We start from the raw sequence: 15,195 nt of genomic DNA, 5'->3' as shown, positions 1-15,195 counted from the left end.
CTATAAAAGAGGTCGCAGCAATGAACGGTACGATGACTTCCGATCAAGCGATTGCCTGCCTGAATCTGGCGCTTGAACGTAACAAACAACTGTTCAGCGACGCCTATCACTTGAGCCACGCCGCCCTTGATCTTCTCGATCAGCCCCACATGGACGCGGAAAAGTTCACCCAGTATCAGAGGAAAAGACGGCAGGCCGATCTTAAATACCTGGAAGCTATCGAGCACTTGCGATTAATCATGGCTGAATACCCTGTCCATCTCTTCTCTGCGCAGAACTCAATACATGAGCCACAGTTTCAGCTGAGGGATGACGACGAAATCTGATCTGTCAGGGATGCCGGATCGACCGTTCTGGCCAACATGCTGTAACGCCCTGCGCGAACCAGAACAGAGCACTGCGGCTCGGAAATTCCCGCGACTGGTGCGTTGATCACCTTTTCTGCCTTCGCAGCCCTATAGCCATCGAATGGACCCCCTCCCACTGCGCGAGCGACAGGCTGACAAGTTGTCGATGGCACGGCTGGCAAACAACTTGCTTAGGTCTGATCAGGCTTGAGCCATCAACGACGATGGCTTCGCAAACATCACGGACAACGGCGTCCGCTCCCCTGCGCATTGCGACAGGTGGGCGTGCGCCGTTTTTGCTTTCACCCCGGCATAAAAGGAAATCCTCATGCCTGCTCAAGGAATGCTCCCCCAGGGTCACGCCATCGCGCCTGCACACAGCGGTGTTGGCAAGTTACGCCCTGCTGGCATTGCACTGCGGTCATTGTTCGACCCTGGCATGGCCCTGCTCGAACGCAGCAGGATCGGCCTCTGGTTACCACTCGGGCTGGCCCTCGGCGCCTGCGGTCTCGCACTGGCCGAACAGCCAGCAAGCGCACTAGCCCTGATACCTGGCGTCCTCTATCTGGGGTGCGCGTGGCATCTTCGTGAGCGTCATCAACGCCATCTACAGATATTCTGGGACACTGAACTTGCACAACTGCTGCGCAGCTCCCGGGATGCCGACCCAGCGACGCTACTGGTGGCCGCCAGCATGCAACTGCGCAACAACGAACGCTTGCGCAGCGAAGTACAGTTCGCCAGTCATGCGCTGGAGCAAATGTCTCAACAGGCCCGCGACCAAGGTGAGGAACAGAGCCAACGAATCGCCATGATCGCCGCCGCCAGCGAGCAAATCGATCAGACCTTACACAGCATTGATGCCTTGGCCCAGGGCGCGCTGGCAGCCTTCGCCAACGCCCATACCATGAGCGAAACCGGTTGTCTGGAGGCGCGCTCAGTGGGTGACAGCATGCGCGCCATTCAGCATAGCCTGGGCAATACCGCACACGCCGTGGAAGCATTGCTGCAGCGCACTAGCGCAGTAGAAAGCACCGTCAATAGCATTCAGGCACTGGCCAAACAGACCCAGTTGTTGGCACTCAATGCCTCCATCGAAGCGGCCCGTGCCGGCGAGCACGGTCGCGGTTTCGCCGTGGTCGCCGATGAGGTCCGCAGCCTGGCCCAAGCCACGGACCGGGCTACCCATGAAATCACCACAGCCGCGACGGCGATCGCCATGGCCGTGCGCCAAGTGGATGGCGAGGTCAAGGAACACCGCGGCCTGCTGGCAGCCGGTAGCCAACAGAGCGAGCAACTCGCCGCCAACCTCGACGACCTGGCTCAACATAGCCAGATCAATCTGCAACACCTCGGCGCCATGCAGCAGGCGCTCAGCGAGCATCAGCAAGCCAATCATGACCTCAGCGAACAGTTGCAACAGGTCAATGCCACGGTGCAAGAGCAGCGTACGCGGACCCATGCGCTGCACGACCTGACCCATTATCTCAACCAGCTCACCGTCGGAAACCGCCCATGAACCTACAATTCGCCGCCGCACTCGATGGTGGGCAATCCCGACGAACCCGTCTGCCACACAACGACGCGGGACTCAGACAGATGCTTTTGCTGGGTCTCGACCTGTTGCAAGGTCTGCAGCAGCATCGCGGTCTCGGCGGACAGACCACCCGCGAGGCACAACAACGTTGCCAGGCACTGGGTCATTCGCTCGACCAACGCTGGAAAGAATGGCCGTATAGCGCACAGTGCCAGGCCTGGAACGCATTACGCCGCGAACCTGCGGATTTCGAGGGCCATTGCCGGTTGCTGCAAGACCTGCTCGGCGCCATCCAGAACCTCGAACTGCGGCGCTGCGCGCTTAATCTGCAGCCCCCGAGCATCGCCGAGCGCTGTTGGGAGCTGGAAGACCTGGGGCGGCTGCGCGGCCTGTCGGTGCGCGCCGCCGCCCATCAGAATTGCCCACTGCAAATGCTTGTTCAATTGCAGTACCTGCACGAGCGCTTGCTCAGGCATGCCCCCCGCTCGCTGCACAACGCTCTCGAACGACTGCAACGCTGCCTGATCGGTACAACGACAGTGTCCATCTCCCCAGCGCAGTGCTACGCCCTGCTCACCCCATTGCTCGACGAGCGCCTCGACGCCATCCGCCGGGATCTGGGCTAAGGCTTACCTCCATTCGACTTCGCAACGGTGCGCAGGAGAGCTGTTTTAGTTCACCTCGCACCCAAGCTGCCCAAAAAGCGATCAGTGCTTCGCTCTCCCCCGGCTCTACGCCCCCTTCGATATCTTTTTAGAAAACATCACAAAACTACTTCAAGCCTTTGTACCAATTGATTTTTTTTGCATAAAAAAACTCGGACATAAACTTGGCAAGCCCTTTGCTACTACTGACTAACAGACTTATGCGGCACGCCAATGGCGGCGTGCTGCACTTTCCGGACAACGGCGTCCGTCAGGTCCCTCTATCGAGGGAGCCTGGCGCACGCCGTTTTTTTTGCCCCTAAAAAAAGGATGTGGTTATGACTGATGAGCGTGACTCGCAACATCCGGTACACCCCGGCCGGCGCACCTTTCTGAAGCAATCCCTGGTGACGGCAGGTACTGTCGCCGGGATCGCCGCCCTCGATGTTGTCGTGCCAGGCTTTCTGCGTAGCGCAGTCTGGGCTGCCGGCAGCGACGCGCCGGAGAAAGCTGCACTGAAGGTCGGTTTCATTCCCCTCACCGACTGCGCATCAGTCGTGGTGGCGGCAACCCAGGGTTTCGGCGAAAAATACGGTCTTACTATCACGCCGAGCAAAGAGGCGTCCTGGGCCGGCGTGCGCGACAAACTGCTCAACGGCGAACTGGATGCTGCCCATGTGCTCTACGGCCTGATCTATGGCGTGCAACTGGGCATCGGCGGGCCGCAGAGAGATATGGCCATGCTCATGGGACTGAACCAGAACGGCCAGGCGATCACCCTCTCCAAACAGCTGCAGCAAGCGGGCGTGACCAATGGCGAGCAACTGGCCGCCAAGGTCAAGCAAGGTGGTACGCCACTGACCTTCGCCCAGACGTTCCCCACCGGCACCCATGCCATGTGGCTCAATTACTGGCTCGCCAGCCTCGGCATCAACCCGCTGACCGATGTGAAGACCATCGTGGTGCCACCGCCACAGATGGTCGCCAACATGCGCGTGGGCAACATGGACGGCTTCTGTGTCGGCGAGCCTTGGGGAGCCCGGGCGATTGCCGACAACATCGGCTTCACCGCCGTTACCACCCAGAAACTCTGGCCCGATCACCCGGAGAAAATCCTTGGCACCACCCGTGCCTTCGTCGAGCAATACCCCAACACCGCCCGGGCGCTGACCATGGCGGTGCTCGACGCCAGCCGGTTCATCGAGGCCAGCGTAGAGAACAAAAAAAGCACCGCCCAACTGATTGCCGGCAAGGCCTACGTGAATGCGCCCGTCGAAGTGATCGAACAACGCTTCCTCGGCCACTATGACGACGGGGCAGGCAACCAATGGACGGACGAGCATGCGATGTCCTTCTGCAAGGATGGCAGCGTCAACTACCCCTACCTGTCGGACGGTATGTGGTTCCTCACTCAGTTCCGTCGCTGGGGCCTGCTCAAGGAGGATGTGGACTACGCCGGTGTGGCCAAGTCTATCAACCAGACAAAACTCTACGGCGAAGCCGCCAGCCAGCTTGGCCTGACTGTACCGGGCAGTCCGCTGCGCAGTAGCACCCTGATCGACGGCAAGGTCTGGGACGGCTCCAATCCGGCCGCCTATGCCAACTCCTTCACCATCAAAGCCTGACCGGAGTAACCCGCCATGAACGCACCCCTCAAGTTGCCAGCGCCGCCCACCACTACGGCGAGTACCCAGCCAGAGCGTCGCTCTCCCCTCCTGAGCGGGTTGCGTCAACGCGCCAGGGATGGCATTGCCCCAGCATTGGGTATCGCCCTGTTTCTCGCCGTCTGGGCGTTTATAGCCGCACGCAGTGAGGGCCTGCCCGGCCCGCTCGCTACTTGGTATTCAGCCCTGGAGCTGTTCAGCGCCCCCTTCTACGACAACGGTCCGAACGACATGGGCATTGGCTGGAACGTACTGGCCTCCCTTGGCCGGGTCGGCATCGGCTTCGGCCTCGCCGCCCTGCTCGGTATTCCGCTGGGCTTCGCCATTGGCCGCTTCGCCTTCCTAGGCGGTATGTTCGCGCCGATCATCAGCCTGCTACGTCCAGTCTCGCCGCTGGCGTGGTTGCCGATCGGCCTGCTGGTGTTCAAGGCCGCCGGCCCGGCATCGATCTGGGTGATTTTCATCAGCTCGATCTGGCCGATCATCCTCAACACCGCTGCGGGGGTCGCCAGCGTGCCGCAGGACTACTTGAACGTCGCGCGGGTGCTCAAGCTCAGCGAATGGAAGGTGTTCACCCACATCCTGTTTCCTTCGGTGCTGCCGCATCTGATGACCGGCATTCGCCTGTCCATCGGCGTGGCGTGGCTGGTGATCGTCGCCGCAGAAATGCTCACCGGCGGTGTCGGCCTGGGTTTCTGGGTATGGGACGAATGGAACAACCTCAACGTCGAGCACATTCTCATCGCCATCATCATCGTCGGTCTGGTCGGTCTGCTGCTTGAGCAGGGCCTGTTGTGGATCGCCAAACGCTTCGACTACACCAACTGAACCGACGCCCGCGCGGGTGTTTGGGTTGCCCGCACCTGACGCTTATCCGATGCAGGAGAACCGAGATGACTAAATTCGTCGAGCTGACCCAGGTCAGCAAGCACTTCGACACCAAAAAAGGCCGCTTCCAGGCCCTCAGCAACGTCAACCTGAGCATCGCTCGTGGCGAGTTCGTCTCGTTGATCGGCCATTCAGGCTGTGGCAAATCCACGGTGCTGAACCTGATCGCCGGTCTGCTTGAAGCCAATGGCGGCGGCTTGATATGCAACGGTCGCGAGATCGACGGTCCCGGCCCTGAGCGCGCAGTGGTGTTTCAAAACCACAGCCTGCTGCCCTGGCTGACTTGCTTCGGTAACGTGCACCTGGCCGTGGAGAAGGTATTCGGCAAACGCGAAAACAAGGCCGCGCTGAAGGCGCGTACCGAGGCGGCGCTGGCAATGGTCGGTCTTGAGCATGCCATGCACAAGCATCCCAGCGAGATTTCCGGGGGCATGAAGCAGCGTGTCGGCATCGCTCGCGCGCTGGCCATGGAGCCGAAAATACTGCTGATGGACGAACCCTTCGGCGCGCTCGACGCCCTCACCCGCGCGCACCTTCAGGACGAGCTGCTGCGTATCGTTGCCGCCACTCAGAGCACCGTGGTGATGGTCACCCATGATGTCGATGAGGCCGTATTGCTCTCCGACCGCATCGTGATGATGACCAACGGGCCGGCGGCCACCGTCGGTGAGATCCTTAGCGTTGGCCTGGCAAAACCGCGCAATCGCTTGGTACTGGCCAACGACCCCGAGTACCACCGCTATCGCACGACGGTCCTGGAGTTTCTCTACCACCGCCAGCAAATGCCGGCGGCTTGAAAACGAAACAAGTTTGGGGGTGGCCGTGACCGATATGACCCTGGCAGCGGAATCCAACGGTCGAGGTGTGCTCGTCAGCGACGGTGGATTCTTCATGCCACGGAACAGGAAAGACACGGGTCAGAGTGGGAGCTCTTCAAGCTTGCGATCGCCAGCCATAGCCCCGTTCAAGCACTCATCCAGAAACCTCACCACCGTCCCCATGCAGCCGACCCGCTCCTCGACATGGGGCATATGGCTGGAGTTCTCGAACAACGCCCAACGAACATTCGGGATCTGCTGCAGAAAGGGTCTGACCACGGTCGGTGTTGCTTCATCGTAGCGACCGGAGATCACCAGCGTCGGCACGTTGACCTGCGGCAAACGGTCGACGATGGTCCAGTCTTTCAGGCTACCTATCACATGAAACTCCGTCGGCCCGCTCATCGCATGGTAAACGGTGGGATCGGCATCGACCTGGGCAAACGTACGCGCGACTTCTTCGGGCCAGGGAATGACGCGACACACATGGTTGTCGTAAAAAACCCTCGAAGCGTCCTGATAGGCGACCGCTTGAAAATCCCCTGCCCGTTCGTACTCAAGCAAAGTTTCATGGACACCGGCAGGCAGCAGTTGACGTAAACGGTTGGCTTCCTGAACCCAGACGCGCATGTCCGACGGGGAATTAGCGAGGATCAAGGCCCGTAGTCCCGCAGGTTGGCGTACCGCGTGCTCGCTGGCGAGCATGCCGCCCCAGGATTGCCCCAGGAGTGCGTAATTGTCGCTGATACCGAGATGATCCAGCAGGTTGTCCAGCTCCTCGAGAAACAGCGCTACGTTCCAGAACGAGGTGTCTTTTTCCGGCAGGTGGGTCGAGCGACCGTTACCCAATTGATCGTAATGCACCACCGCCCGCCCACTCGCGGCGATGTCCTTATAAGCATCGACGTAATCATGCGTGCAGCCCGGGCCGCCATGCAGAATCACCAGCGGCGTGTTCTTGCCGTCAAAGTGACCTGTGACGCGATACCAGGTCTGATAAGGACCAAAAGGTGCGAAGCCTTCGCGTATTCCGATAGATTCCATTTCTTCGTGCCGCCCCTGAAAAACCGTACGGCACACGATAGCGGGATCAGACCGTCAAAATAACTAGAGAAATAGATAGGTTTTTGCCCTGTTTCAGCTATCGAGCAATCGATAGTGGGTGGCCCGCACCACGGCCTGGACCCGATTCTTGGCCCCGAGTTTATGCATGGCCGAGGTCAGATGGAGGCTGATGGTGGCCAATGAACGATTCAGTTGGTTGGCAATCTCGGCGGCGGTCAGCCCCTCAGCCGCCCATTTAAGGCACTCGCGTTCACGTTTGGTCAGATGAACGGGAGGCGTGTGAGCCTCCTTGCCAAGCAACGGATAGGCCGCTTCCTGCAAGGCATGGGAAATCAGGCTGAAATCGGCGAGGGTCCGCCGGGCATCGCACAGGACACTGCTGCTGCTGGTACGCAGCCCGGTCAAGGAGGCAAAGCCGCCTCTGGGCAGATGAATCGGGACCGACACACCACAGGTCATCTGCGCGTCTTCCAGATAATTCACCACTGGCGCATGGCACTGACTGATGACCGGCTCCAGCAGGGTGTCAGTCCCGGGTTTGTAAGACCAGACAAAGGGTGAAACACAATTGAGTGCTACCTGCTGGACAGGGTCGATCTGGTAGTAACCCTCTGCACACCAACGCGCATGCCAATCGGCTGGCGTGTTGCGCAGTTTGAGCACCGAGGGCGTGATCAACTTGCCTTCATGGTCCAGCGGCACCGGGCTGTAGTCGTACACCAACGCATCGAAGCCCAGCTCCTGGGCCAACAGCAAGGCGTTGTCCATCTGCTCATCCAGGCTCTTGCCCGACAACAGACGGGGATTGAGGTCTGATAGCTTCGTCTGCATCCATTGCCCTTCCTAATTAATTTCAATCCTGAAATTCAGCACGTAGAATGCCACGCCTCGGCGAGGGACTGCCAGACAAAACCTATTAGAAATACTAGCTTTTGGGCGCAAGACTTACTCAGTAAGGTAGGCCATTTAGTTAGCCTCCGAACCGGTCAGCATCATAAAGGGAGAATTGCGATGTGGCGTGAAATCGAGCCGGACCAGCACTATAACGTCGAGGTCGATGGCCACAATCTGGTGGTTTATAGCTTTGGCGAGGGCGATGAGGTCCTGCTGTGCCTCAATGGAGGCCCGGGGCTTCCCTGCGATTATCTGCGTGACGCCCATGGCTGGCTCAAGGACAAGGGGTTGCGCGTGGTCGCCTTCGACCAACTCGGCACCGGCGCATCTGATAGACCTCAAGACCCATCCCTGTGGGATATTTCCCGTTATGTCGCTGAGGTGGAAACCGTCCGGCAGGCCCTCGACCTGGGCCGGGTGCATTTGCTGGGGCACTCCTGGGGTGGCTGGCTGGCGATCGAATATGCCATTTACCACCCTCATGCACTCAAAACCCTGATTCTGGAAAATACCGTAGGCGATATCCCGCACCTGTCTCAGGAACTGGAGCGTCTGCGGGGTGCGCTGGGCAGCGAAACCGTGGCCATGATGCAGCGCCATGAAGCCATGGGCACCCTCGATCACCCTCAATACCAAGCGGCAATCACCCTCCTCAACTATCGCCACGTCTGCCGCCTGGACGAGTGGCCGGCGCCGGTCACGCGCTCTCTGGGCGACTGGAACATGGGGCCCTACACAACCATGCAGGGGCCCAATGAGTTTCTCTACGTCGGCAACCTGAAAAACTGGAACCGTCTCCAGGAAATGGCCGACTTCACCATGCCGGTATTGATTACCACCGGCCAGCACGACGAACTGACGCCGGCCTGTGCCATGCGCATGAAAATGGCGCTCAAGGATGCGGCACTGCATGTGTTCCCCAACAGCAGCCACATGCCCTTCTACGAAGAACCCCACGCCTACTTTCCGGTGTTACTGGACTTCCTCCAGCGGCACCGAGGTTAGTCGATGAATCTGTCGCGTTATCGTTTCATCCTGTCACGCCCCCTGCAGCTGCTGCCGGTGCTGTTCGGCATCAGTCTCATCACGTTTGTGCTGGTGCGCTCGATTCCCGGCGACCCGGCGCGCGCCCTGCTCGGCTCGCGCAGTACGCCGGAGGGGCTGCTCAGGGTACGGGCTCAGTTCGGCCTCGATCAGCCGCTGTGGATGCAGTACTTCTACTTCCTGAAAAACCTGTTCAATGGCGACCTCGGCCAGTCATTGCTGTACAAGGTCGACGCCCTGAAGCTGATCAGTACGCGCATCGAACCCACGCTGTTTCTGGTGCTTGGCAGCGTGCTGCTGGCCATGTTGATCGCGGTGCCGCTGGCCACCGTTGCGGCCCGTAACAAGGGCGGTTGGGGCGACAACCTGATCCGCCTGTTCACCACCGCCGGCCTCGGCATGCCGGCATTTTGGCTGGGGATCATGTTGATCCTGCTCTTCAGCGTACAACTGGGCTGGTTTCCGGTTTCCGGCTACGGCCGTTCCTGGCCGGACAAACTGCACCACATGGCCCTGCCCTGCCTGACCATTGCCCTGGCGTTATCGGCGGTATTGATACGTAACCTGAGGGCAAGCATGCTGATGGAGTTGCAAGCCGACCATGTCACGGCAGCCCGGGCTCGCGGCCTGCCCGAAAACGCGGTGTTTCGTCGCCATGTACTGCCCAACTCGCTCGTACCCGCCGTCAACCTGCTGGCGGTGAATATCGGCTGGCTGATCAGCGGCACGGTGGTCATCGAAAGTCTGTTCGCCATTCCCGGGATCGGCCAGTTATTGGTCCGAGGCATCTTCACCCGTGACTATATGGTGGTCCAGGGCGTGGCGATGGTGCTGGCCTGCGCCACTGTGGCGGTAAACTTTCTCGCCGATGTGGTGACAGTAGCCATCGATCCACGGGTGAAAATCCGATGAGCAGCCAGGCAACGACGGTCCCCCGACTGAACCTGCGCCTGGGTTTGCGCAACCCTCGACTGGCAATGGGATTGGGCCTGGCAATCCTGTTCGGTTGGCTGGTGCTGGCGATCTTCGCGCCCTGGATCGCGCCCTTCGATCCAATCGCCCAGAACACTGATATTCGCTTGCTGGCGCCCCATCTGGCCCATCCGTTCGGCACCGACAATTTTGGCCGCGACGTCTTGTCCCGAGTGATCTGGTCGGCCCGCATCGACTTGCAATTGGCGGTCATCGGGGTGATTTTCCCGTTTCTGATCGGCACGTGTGTCGGGGCTTTGTCCGGCTACATCGGCGGACGTTTCGACACGTTCTGTATGCGCCTGATCGATATCATCCTGGCCTTCCCGTTCCTGGTGTTGATGCTGGCGATCATGGCGATTCTCGGTCCCGGCCTGATGAGTTTTTATATCGCCATGGCCCTGGTGGGCTGGGTGTCCTACGCACGATTGATCCGCTCGCAGATCCTGATCCTCAAGGAAAGCGATTTTGCCCTGGCCGCCAAAAGCCTCGGCTTCGGTCATGGGCGCATTCTGTTCAGGCACCTGCTGCCGAACGCGATGTTCGGCTCGATCGTGTTTTCCATGTCCGATGCGGTACTGGTATTGCTCAACGGCGCGGCGGTCAGTTACCTCGGCCTCGGGGTTCAACCACCGACCGCCGAGTGGGGCACGATGGTCGCCGAAGGTCAGAGTTTCATTACCTCCGCCTGGTGGATCTGCACCTTTCCGGGATTGGCGATCGTCACCCTGGCCATGGGCTTCAGCCTGCTGGCCGACGCTGTTGCCGAACACTTGGGTGAACGCTCGTGAGTGCGCCTGTGCTGAAGGTCGAGGAGCTCAGCGTTATCGCCCGTAAGGGTGAGCACGAGGTGACGCTGGTGGATCGCTTGTCCTTTGACCTGGCCGAGGGTGAAGTGCTCGGACTGGTGGGGGAAAGCGGCTCCGGCAAAACCATGGCCTGTCGCGGTTTAATGAGGCTGCTGCCGTCGCCAAACCTGCGAGTCGAAGGCACAACCGTGCAGTTGGCCGGGGAAAATCTATTGCACCTGGACGAGGCCGGCATGCGCCGCATGCGTGGACGTCAATTGGGGATGATTTTCCAGAACCCCAGCAGCCATCTCGACCCGTTGATGCGCATCGGCGAGCAGATTGGCGAAGGTATTCGTCTACACCAAGGCGCCAGCAAGCGTGAAGCCCGCGCTCAAGCCATCGACGTACTCCGGCAAGTGGGCATTCCCGATCCGCAGCGACGAGTCGACAGTTACCCTCACGAATTTTCCGGCGGCATGCGCCAGCGAGCGATGATCGCCGTGGCACTGGGCTGCAACCCGAACGTGCTGATCGCCGACGAACCGACCACCGCCCTCGACGTCACGGTGCAAGCGCAGATCCTGCGCCTGCTGCTCGATCTGCGTGACCAGCGTGGCCTGTCGATCATCATGATCACCCATGACCTGGGGGTCGTTGCGCAGACCTGCGACTCGATTGCGGTGATGTACGCCGGACGCTTGTGCGAGCACGGCAACAAGCACGAGGTGCTGGCCCATCCACGCCACCCTTACACCGCGGGGTTGATCGACTGTCAGCCGGCCACCAGTCACGGTCACGCATTGCTCCAAACCATCGCCGGGCAACCGCCCCTGCTCGACGCCCTGCCCCAGGGTTGCCGCTTCAATCCGCGTTGCCAGCAAATCGGTAACCGATGCACAACACTGATGCCGGGTTTGCAGCCGGTCAGCCATGGACACCGCATCGCATGCCATTACCCCTTGGCCGCCGGAGACCGCTCATGACCCTGCTCAAGGTCAAGGATTTGCATGTGCGCTTCGCCGCGCCGGGCACTGGTCTGCTGGGCATGAACCGGCAATGGCTGACGGCGGTCAACGGCGTTTCGCTGACCCTCTCAGCCGGAGAGACGCTCGGCCTGGTCGGCGAGTCGGGCAGTGGCAAAAGCAGCCTGGGGCGAGCGATCCTGCACCTTAACGAGATTTACGCCGGGCAGGTGCTGTTCGATGGCATCGACATGGCCCATGCCGGGAAGATCGATATCGAGAGACTGCGTCATGAGACAGCGATGGTTTTCCAAGACCCTTATGCCGCCCTCAATCCACGCCTGAGCATCGGCCAGACCCTGGCAGAAGTGCTCCGGGTACAACGCAAGGTGCCGGACTCGCTGATTGCCGCCCGTGTCGATGAACTGCTGACGCTGGTCGGTCTGCGCCCCGAATTGGCCGCCCGCAAACCGCACGCCTTGAGCGGCGGCCAATGCCAGCGTGTCGGGATCGCCCGCGCGCTGGCTGTGGAACCGCGCCTGATCGTCGCCGATGAATGCGTGGCCGCGCTGGACGTGTCCATCCAGGGGCAGATCATCAACCTGCTGCTGGAGCTGCGTCAGCGCATGAACCTGGCGATTGTGTTCATTGCCCATGATCTGGCGATCGTTCGCCGGCTCTGTGATCGGGTGGCGGTGATGTACCTGGGCAAGATCGTCGAAGAAGGCTCCGTGGAGGACGTATTTCGTTCCCCGCGACATCCCTATACCGCCGCGCTGATCCAGTCGATTCCAGAAATCGACCCGGCCCGTGCGCTACCCACCGACCCTTTGCCCGGTGAACCGCCCAGCCCTTTGCAGTTGCCATCCGGCTGCGCCTTTCACCCACGCTGTCGCTACGCTCGTGCCACTTGTAGCCAGGTGGCGCCCCCTACCCGTCAACTCGACGCTCGCCGTTACGACTGCGTGCTCGAGGAGCCTGTGTTTTAAAAAACCACGTACTCATCAAGAAGGAGTTTGACCATGAGATCCAGGCATTTGAAATTGCTCGCCGCAGCCACATTGACCGCTTGCACCCTTGCCAGCGGCATTGCCCAGGCGGCGGGTGTACTCACCATCGGTTGCCGTGAAGAAAGCACCACGTTCGACCCGATCAAAAGCGCGCAAAACCGCGATACCTGGGTGTTTTCCAATGTCTACGACACGCTGATCCGGGTCGACAAGGCCGGCAGCAAGATGGAACCCGGCCTGGCTGAAAGCTGGAAAGTCTCCGACGATGGCCTGACCTACACGTTCAAAATGCGCGCGGCAAAATTCTCCGACGGCTCGCCGATCACGGCCGATGATGCGGCATTCAGTCTGTTGCGTACTCGTGATAACAAGGCTTCGCTGTGGAGCGATGCCTACAAACTGATCGACACGGCGAAAGCAGCCGATCCGCAGACCCTGGTGGTCACCCTGACTACCCCGTCGGTACCGTTCCTCTCGCAATTGGCCTCGCCGACCGTGTCGGTGCTCTCGCAGAAGGCCATGACCCGCATGGGCGAAGATGCCTATGCCCAGGAGCCCGTGGTGTCAGGGGCATTTTTTGTCAAGGAATGGCTGCGCGGCGATCGCGTGAAGCTGGCGAAGAACCCGCATTTCTGGCAGGCCGACAAGGTCAGCCTGGATGGCGTGGAGTGGATTTCCATTCCCGACGACAACACCCGGATGCTCAAGGTGCAGGCCGGTGAGCTGGACACCGCGATCTTCGTACCGTTTTCGCGAGTCGATGCGCTGAGCAAGGACCCCAACCTGACCATCCACTCCGACCCTTCCACTCGGGAAGATCACTTGTTGATCAACCACGAGCATGGGCTGCTGGCCAAGCCTGAAGTACGTCAGGCACTGGATATGGCCATCAACAAAAAATCGGTGGTCGATACCGTGACCTTCGGCCATGGCCAGGAGGCTTACTCCTACATTCCCAAAGGCTCGCTTTACCACTACGCCGACAACTTGAAGCGTCCATTCGACCCGGCCAAAGCCAAGCAGATGCTGAGCGATGCCGGCGCAACGGGCATGAAGCTGAATTACGTGGTCAACGCCGGCAACGAAGCCGATGAGCAGATTGCCGTGCTGGTTCAACAGCAACTGGCGGCTGTCGGTGTGACCGCCACCCTGCAAAAAGTTGACCCCACCCAGAGCTGGCAGATGCTGGTCGACGGTGACTACGACCTGTCCGTGATGTACTGGACCAACGACATCCTCGACCCGGACCAGAAGACCACGTTCGTTCTGGGCCACGACACCAACATGAACTACATGACCCGCTACAAGAACGACAAGGTCAAGGATCTGGTATCGGCTGCCCGCATTGAAGCGGCCCCGGCCAAACGTGAACAGATGTACGTCGACCTGCAGAAGATCGCCAAAAATGACGTCAACTGGATCGACCTTTACTACAGCCCTTACATCAACATTTCGCGCAAGAACATTGAAAACTTCCAGCAGAATCCACTGGGGCGCTTCTCTCTTGAGGAAACGGTGAAGAACTGAGTAATCGTTGCGCTCAAGCATGGAAAAACAAAAGGACCTCTTTTCAGAGGTCCTTTTTTTATACCTGGAAGCTCGTACTAGAACCCCACATCCAGCACCACACTGTCCATGTAGGTTCCCGGTGGCGGCGTGTTCTGGTCTAGGTAGATTTTGGCGTTGTAGTTGAAGATCTGACTGCCAGTGCCCAAGCCGTTGCCGGGGTTGACCTCGGCATCGGAACTTGTGCGACGCGCCGTGCTGACACTGCCCCAACGAGTGCTTCCGGCACTCTTGAAAATGTCGTAATCCAAGTAATTGCTGCCTGAGATCATCCGCCTGCGCCCGCCCACGCCGACAGCATGCTGACCATCATCCAGCCCCACCGTGTAGGCACTGCCCTTGGTACAGGCCAGGTTGATCGTCTGGCCAGTGACGGTTGAGAAGGAGCTGATTGCCGAGGCGCTGCCAAAGCTGATGTTCGGCGCAGTGATCGTGCAATCGTTGTCCACGGTCATATTGATAGTCAGACTCGTGGAACCGCTGTTGATGTCTCGCCCCTGACAGCTGCCACCGCCACCATAGTCATGGCAATAATCCCAACTCCAGAAAATGTTGAGGGTTTCAGAGTAGATCCCGGCCGCCACGTTGCTGCCGATGATCGTATTCAGATAGATCGGTACAGCCTTGGCAACCGTTGGATTGGAAAGCAGGCCGAGGTCATCGATGATCGAGTGTCGGGCGAAGTCGAACGCTACGCCGCGAGTGATCGGATAGCTGCTGCTGTTGTTGGCAAACAGTGTGTAGCCAATCACATCACTGGTTGGCCCGACCACCCCTGCGGTTGCAGACGTGATGGTGGCGTAAAAATGATCATCGCTGGCCAACGGCGATACCAACGAACCGGTGCAACTCAAACCGGCATGGGTGGTGGAACTGGTTTGCAAAGTGGTACGCACCGCGATCGAACTGAGCGAGCCAAAACCCGCCGGTGAAGTACTGGCCACCTCGCACAAGGCATAGGCCTGACACGGCAGAAAAATCGCCATCAGCCTG

The 15,195-nt window shown here is 59.7% G+C and carries 15 protein-coding genes; 12 read left to right on the top strand and 3 right to left on the bottom strand.

Annotation, left to right across the window (positions count from 1 at the left end; translation table 11 throughout):
* Positions 1 to 20 precede the first annotated feature (20 nt).
* From IB250_RS14185 to IB250_RS14160, 6 genes are all read left to right on the top strand, one after another.
* A complete protein-coding gene (locus tag IB250_RS14185; RefSeq protein WP_192344543.1) occupies positions 21 to 326 on the top strand; it encodes a hypothetical protein in 306 nt (101 codons plus the stop codon).
* Positions 327 to 675: 349 nt separating this feature from the next.
* Positions 676 to 1,866: a methyl-accepting chemotaxis protein gene (locus IB250_RS14180; protein ID WP_192344542.1), complete on the top strand. Its 1,191-nt coding sequence runs from the start codon at positions 676 to 678 to the stop codon at positions 1,864 to 1,866.
* Entirely contained in the window at positions 1,863 to 2,510 is a 648-nt protein-coding gene (locus tag IB250_RS14175; protein ID WP_192344541.1) for a hypothetical protein, read from the top strand. Before IB250_RS14180 ends, IB250_RS14175 begins: the two co-directional genes overlap by 4 nt.
* Positions 2,511 to 2,866: 356 nt before the next feature.
* Positions 2,867 to 4,153, top strand: a complete 1,287-nt coding sequence (locus IB250_RS14170; protein WP_192344540.1) for a CmpA/NrtA family ABC transporter substrate-binding protein — start codon at positions 2,867 to 2,869, stop codon at positions 4,151 to 4,153.
* A 15-nt stretch (positions 4,154 to 4,168) separates the two neighbouring features.
* Positions 4,169 to 5,020, top strand: coding sequence for a nitrate ABC transporter permease (gene ntrB / locus IB250_RS14165; RefSeq protein WP_123494872.1), 852 nt, complete (start codon positions 4,169 to 4,171; stop codon positions 5,018 to 5,020).
* A gap of 65 nt (positions 5,021 to 5,085) precedes the next feature.
* Complete coding sequence (locus IB250_RS14160) at positions 5,086 to 5,877, top strand: ABC transporter ATP-binding protein (protein ID WP_008074309.1); 792 nt, start codon at positions 5,086 to 5,088, stop codon at positions 5,875 to 5,877.
* Positions 5,878 to 5,997: 120 nt separating this feature from the next.
* Here IB250_RS14160 and IB250_RS14155 read toward each other — a convergent pair whose 3' ends face one another.
* Together IB250_RS14155 and IB250_RS14150 are read right to left on the bottom strand one after the other, a co-directional pair.
* Positions 5,998 to 6,942: a proline iminopeptidase-family hydrolase gene (locus IB250_RS14155; RefSeq protein ID WP_192344539.1), complete on the bottom strand. Its 945-nt coding sequence runs from the start codon at positions 6,940 to 6,942 to the stop codon at positions 5,998 to 6,000.
* A gap of 93 nt (positions 6,943 to 7,035) precedes the next feature.
* Complete coding sequence (locus IB250_RS14150; RefSeq protein ID WP_123494874.1) at positions 7,036 to 7,794, bottom strand: LuxR family transcriptional regulator; 759 nt, start codon at positions 7,792 to 7,794, stop codon at positions 7,036 to 7,038.
* A 180-nt stretch (positions 7,795 to 7,974) separates the two neighbouring features.
* Between IB250_RS14150 and IB250_RS14145 the strand changes: the two genes are divergently transcribed.
* From IB250_RS14145 to IB250_RS14120, 6 genes are read left to right on the top strand one after another with little or no spacing between them, the layout of a single operon-like run.
* On the top strand, positions 7,975 to 8,862 hold the full coding sequence (locus IB250_RS14145) for a proline iminopeptidase-family hydrolase (RefSeq protein WP_008074303.1): 888 nt from the start codon (positions 7,975 to 7,977) through the stop codon (positions 8,860 to 8,862).
* A 3-nt stretch (positions 8,863 to 8,865) separates the two neighbouring features.
* Positions 8,866 to 9,813, top strand: a complete 948-nt coding sequence (locus tag IB250_RS14140; RefSeq protein WP_192344538.1) for an ABC transporter permease — start codon at positions 8,866 to 8,868, stop codon at positions 9,811 to 9,813.
* The gene (locus IB250_RS14135; protein WP_192344537.1) at positions 9,810 to 10,664 is read left to right on the top strand and encodes an ABC transporter permease; all 855 of its coding nucleotides are present in this window, start codon (positions 9,810 to 9,812) and stop codon (positions 10,662 to 10,664) included. The genes IB250_RS14140 and IB250_RS14135 overlap by 4 nt, the downstream gene beginning before the upstream one ends.
* Positions 10,661 to 11,647: an ABC transporter ATP-binding protein gene (locus IB250_RS14130; protein ID WP_192344536.1), complete on the top strand. Its 987-nt coding sequence runs from the start codon at positions 10,661 to 10,663 to the stop codon at positions 11,645 to 11,647. The genes IB250_RS14135 and IB250_RS14130 overlap by 4 nt, the downstream gene beginning before the upstream one ends.
* Entirely contained in the window at positions 11,644 to 12,615 is a 972-nt protein-coding gene (locus tag IB250_RS14125) for an ABC transporter ATP-binding protein (RefSeq protein ID WP_192344535.1), read from the top strand. Before IB250_RS14130 ends, IB250_RS14125 begins: the two co-directional genes overlap by 4 nt.
* A 33-nt stretch (positions 12,616 to 12,648) precedes the next feature.
* Complete coding sequence (locus tag IB250_RS14120; RefSeq protein WP_192344534.1) at positions 12,649 to 14,163, top strand: ABC transporter substrate-binding protein; 1,515 nt, start codon at positions 12,649 to 12,651, stop codon at positions 14,161 to 14,163.
* 77 nt (positions 14,164 to 14,240) lie between these two features.
* Here the strand turns inward: IB250_RS14120 and IB250_RS14115 are convergent, their stop codons facing one another.
* Positions 14,241 to 15,188 (bottom strand): spore coat protein U domain-containing protein, encoded by a 948-nt coding sequence (locus IB250_RS14115; RefSeq protein ID WP_192344533.1) that lies wholly within the window; start codon positions 15,186 to 15,188, stop codon positions 14,241 to 14,243.
* Between the last annotated feature and the right edge of the window lie 7 nt (positions 15,189 to 15,195).

The sequence above is a fragment of the Pseudomonas sp. PDM09 genome, from assembly GCF_014852305.1.
Lineage (GTDB): Bacteria > Pseudomonadota > Gammaproteobacteria > Pseudomonadales > Pseudomonadaceae > Aquipseudomonas.
This window is presented reverse-complemented; position numbering and strand designations above follow the sequence as displayed.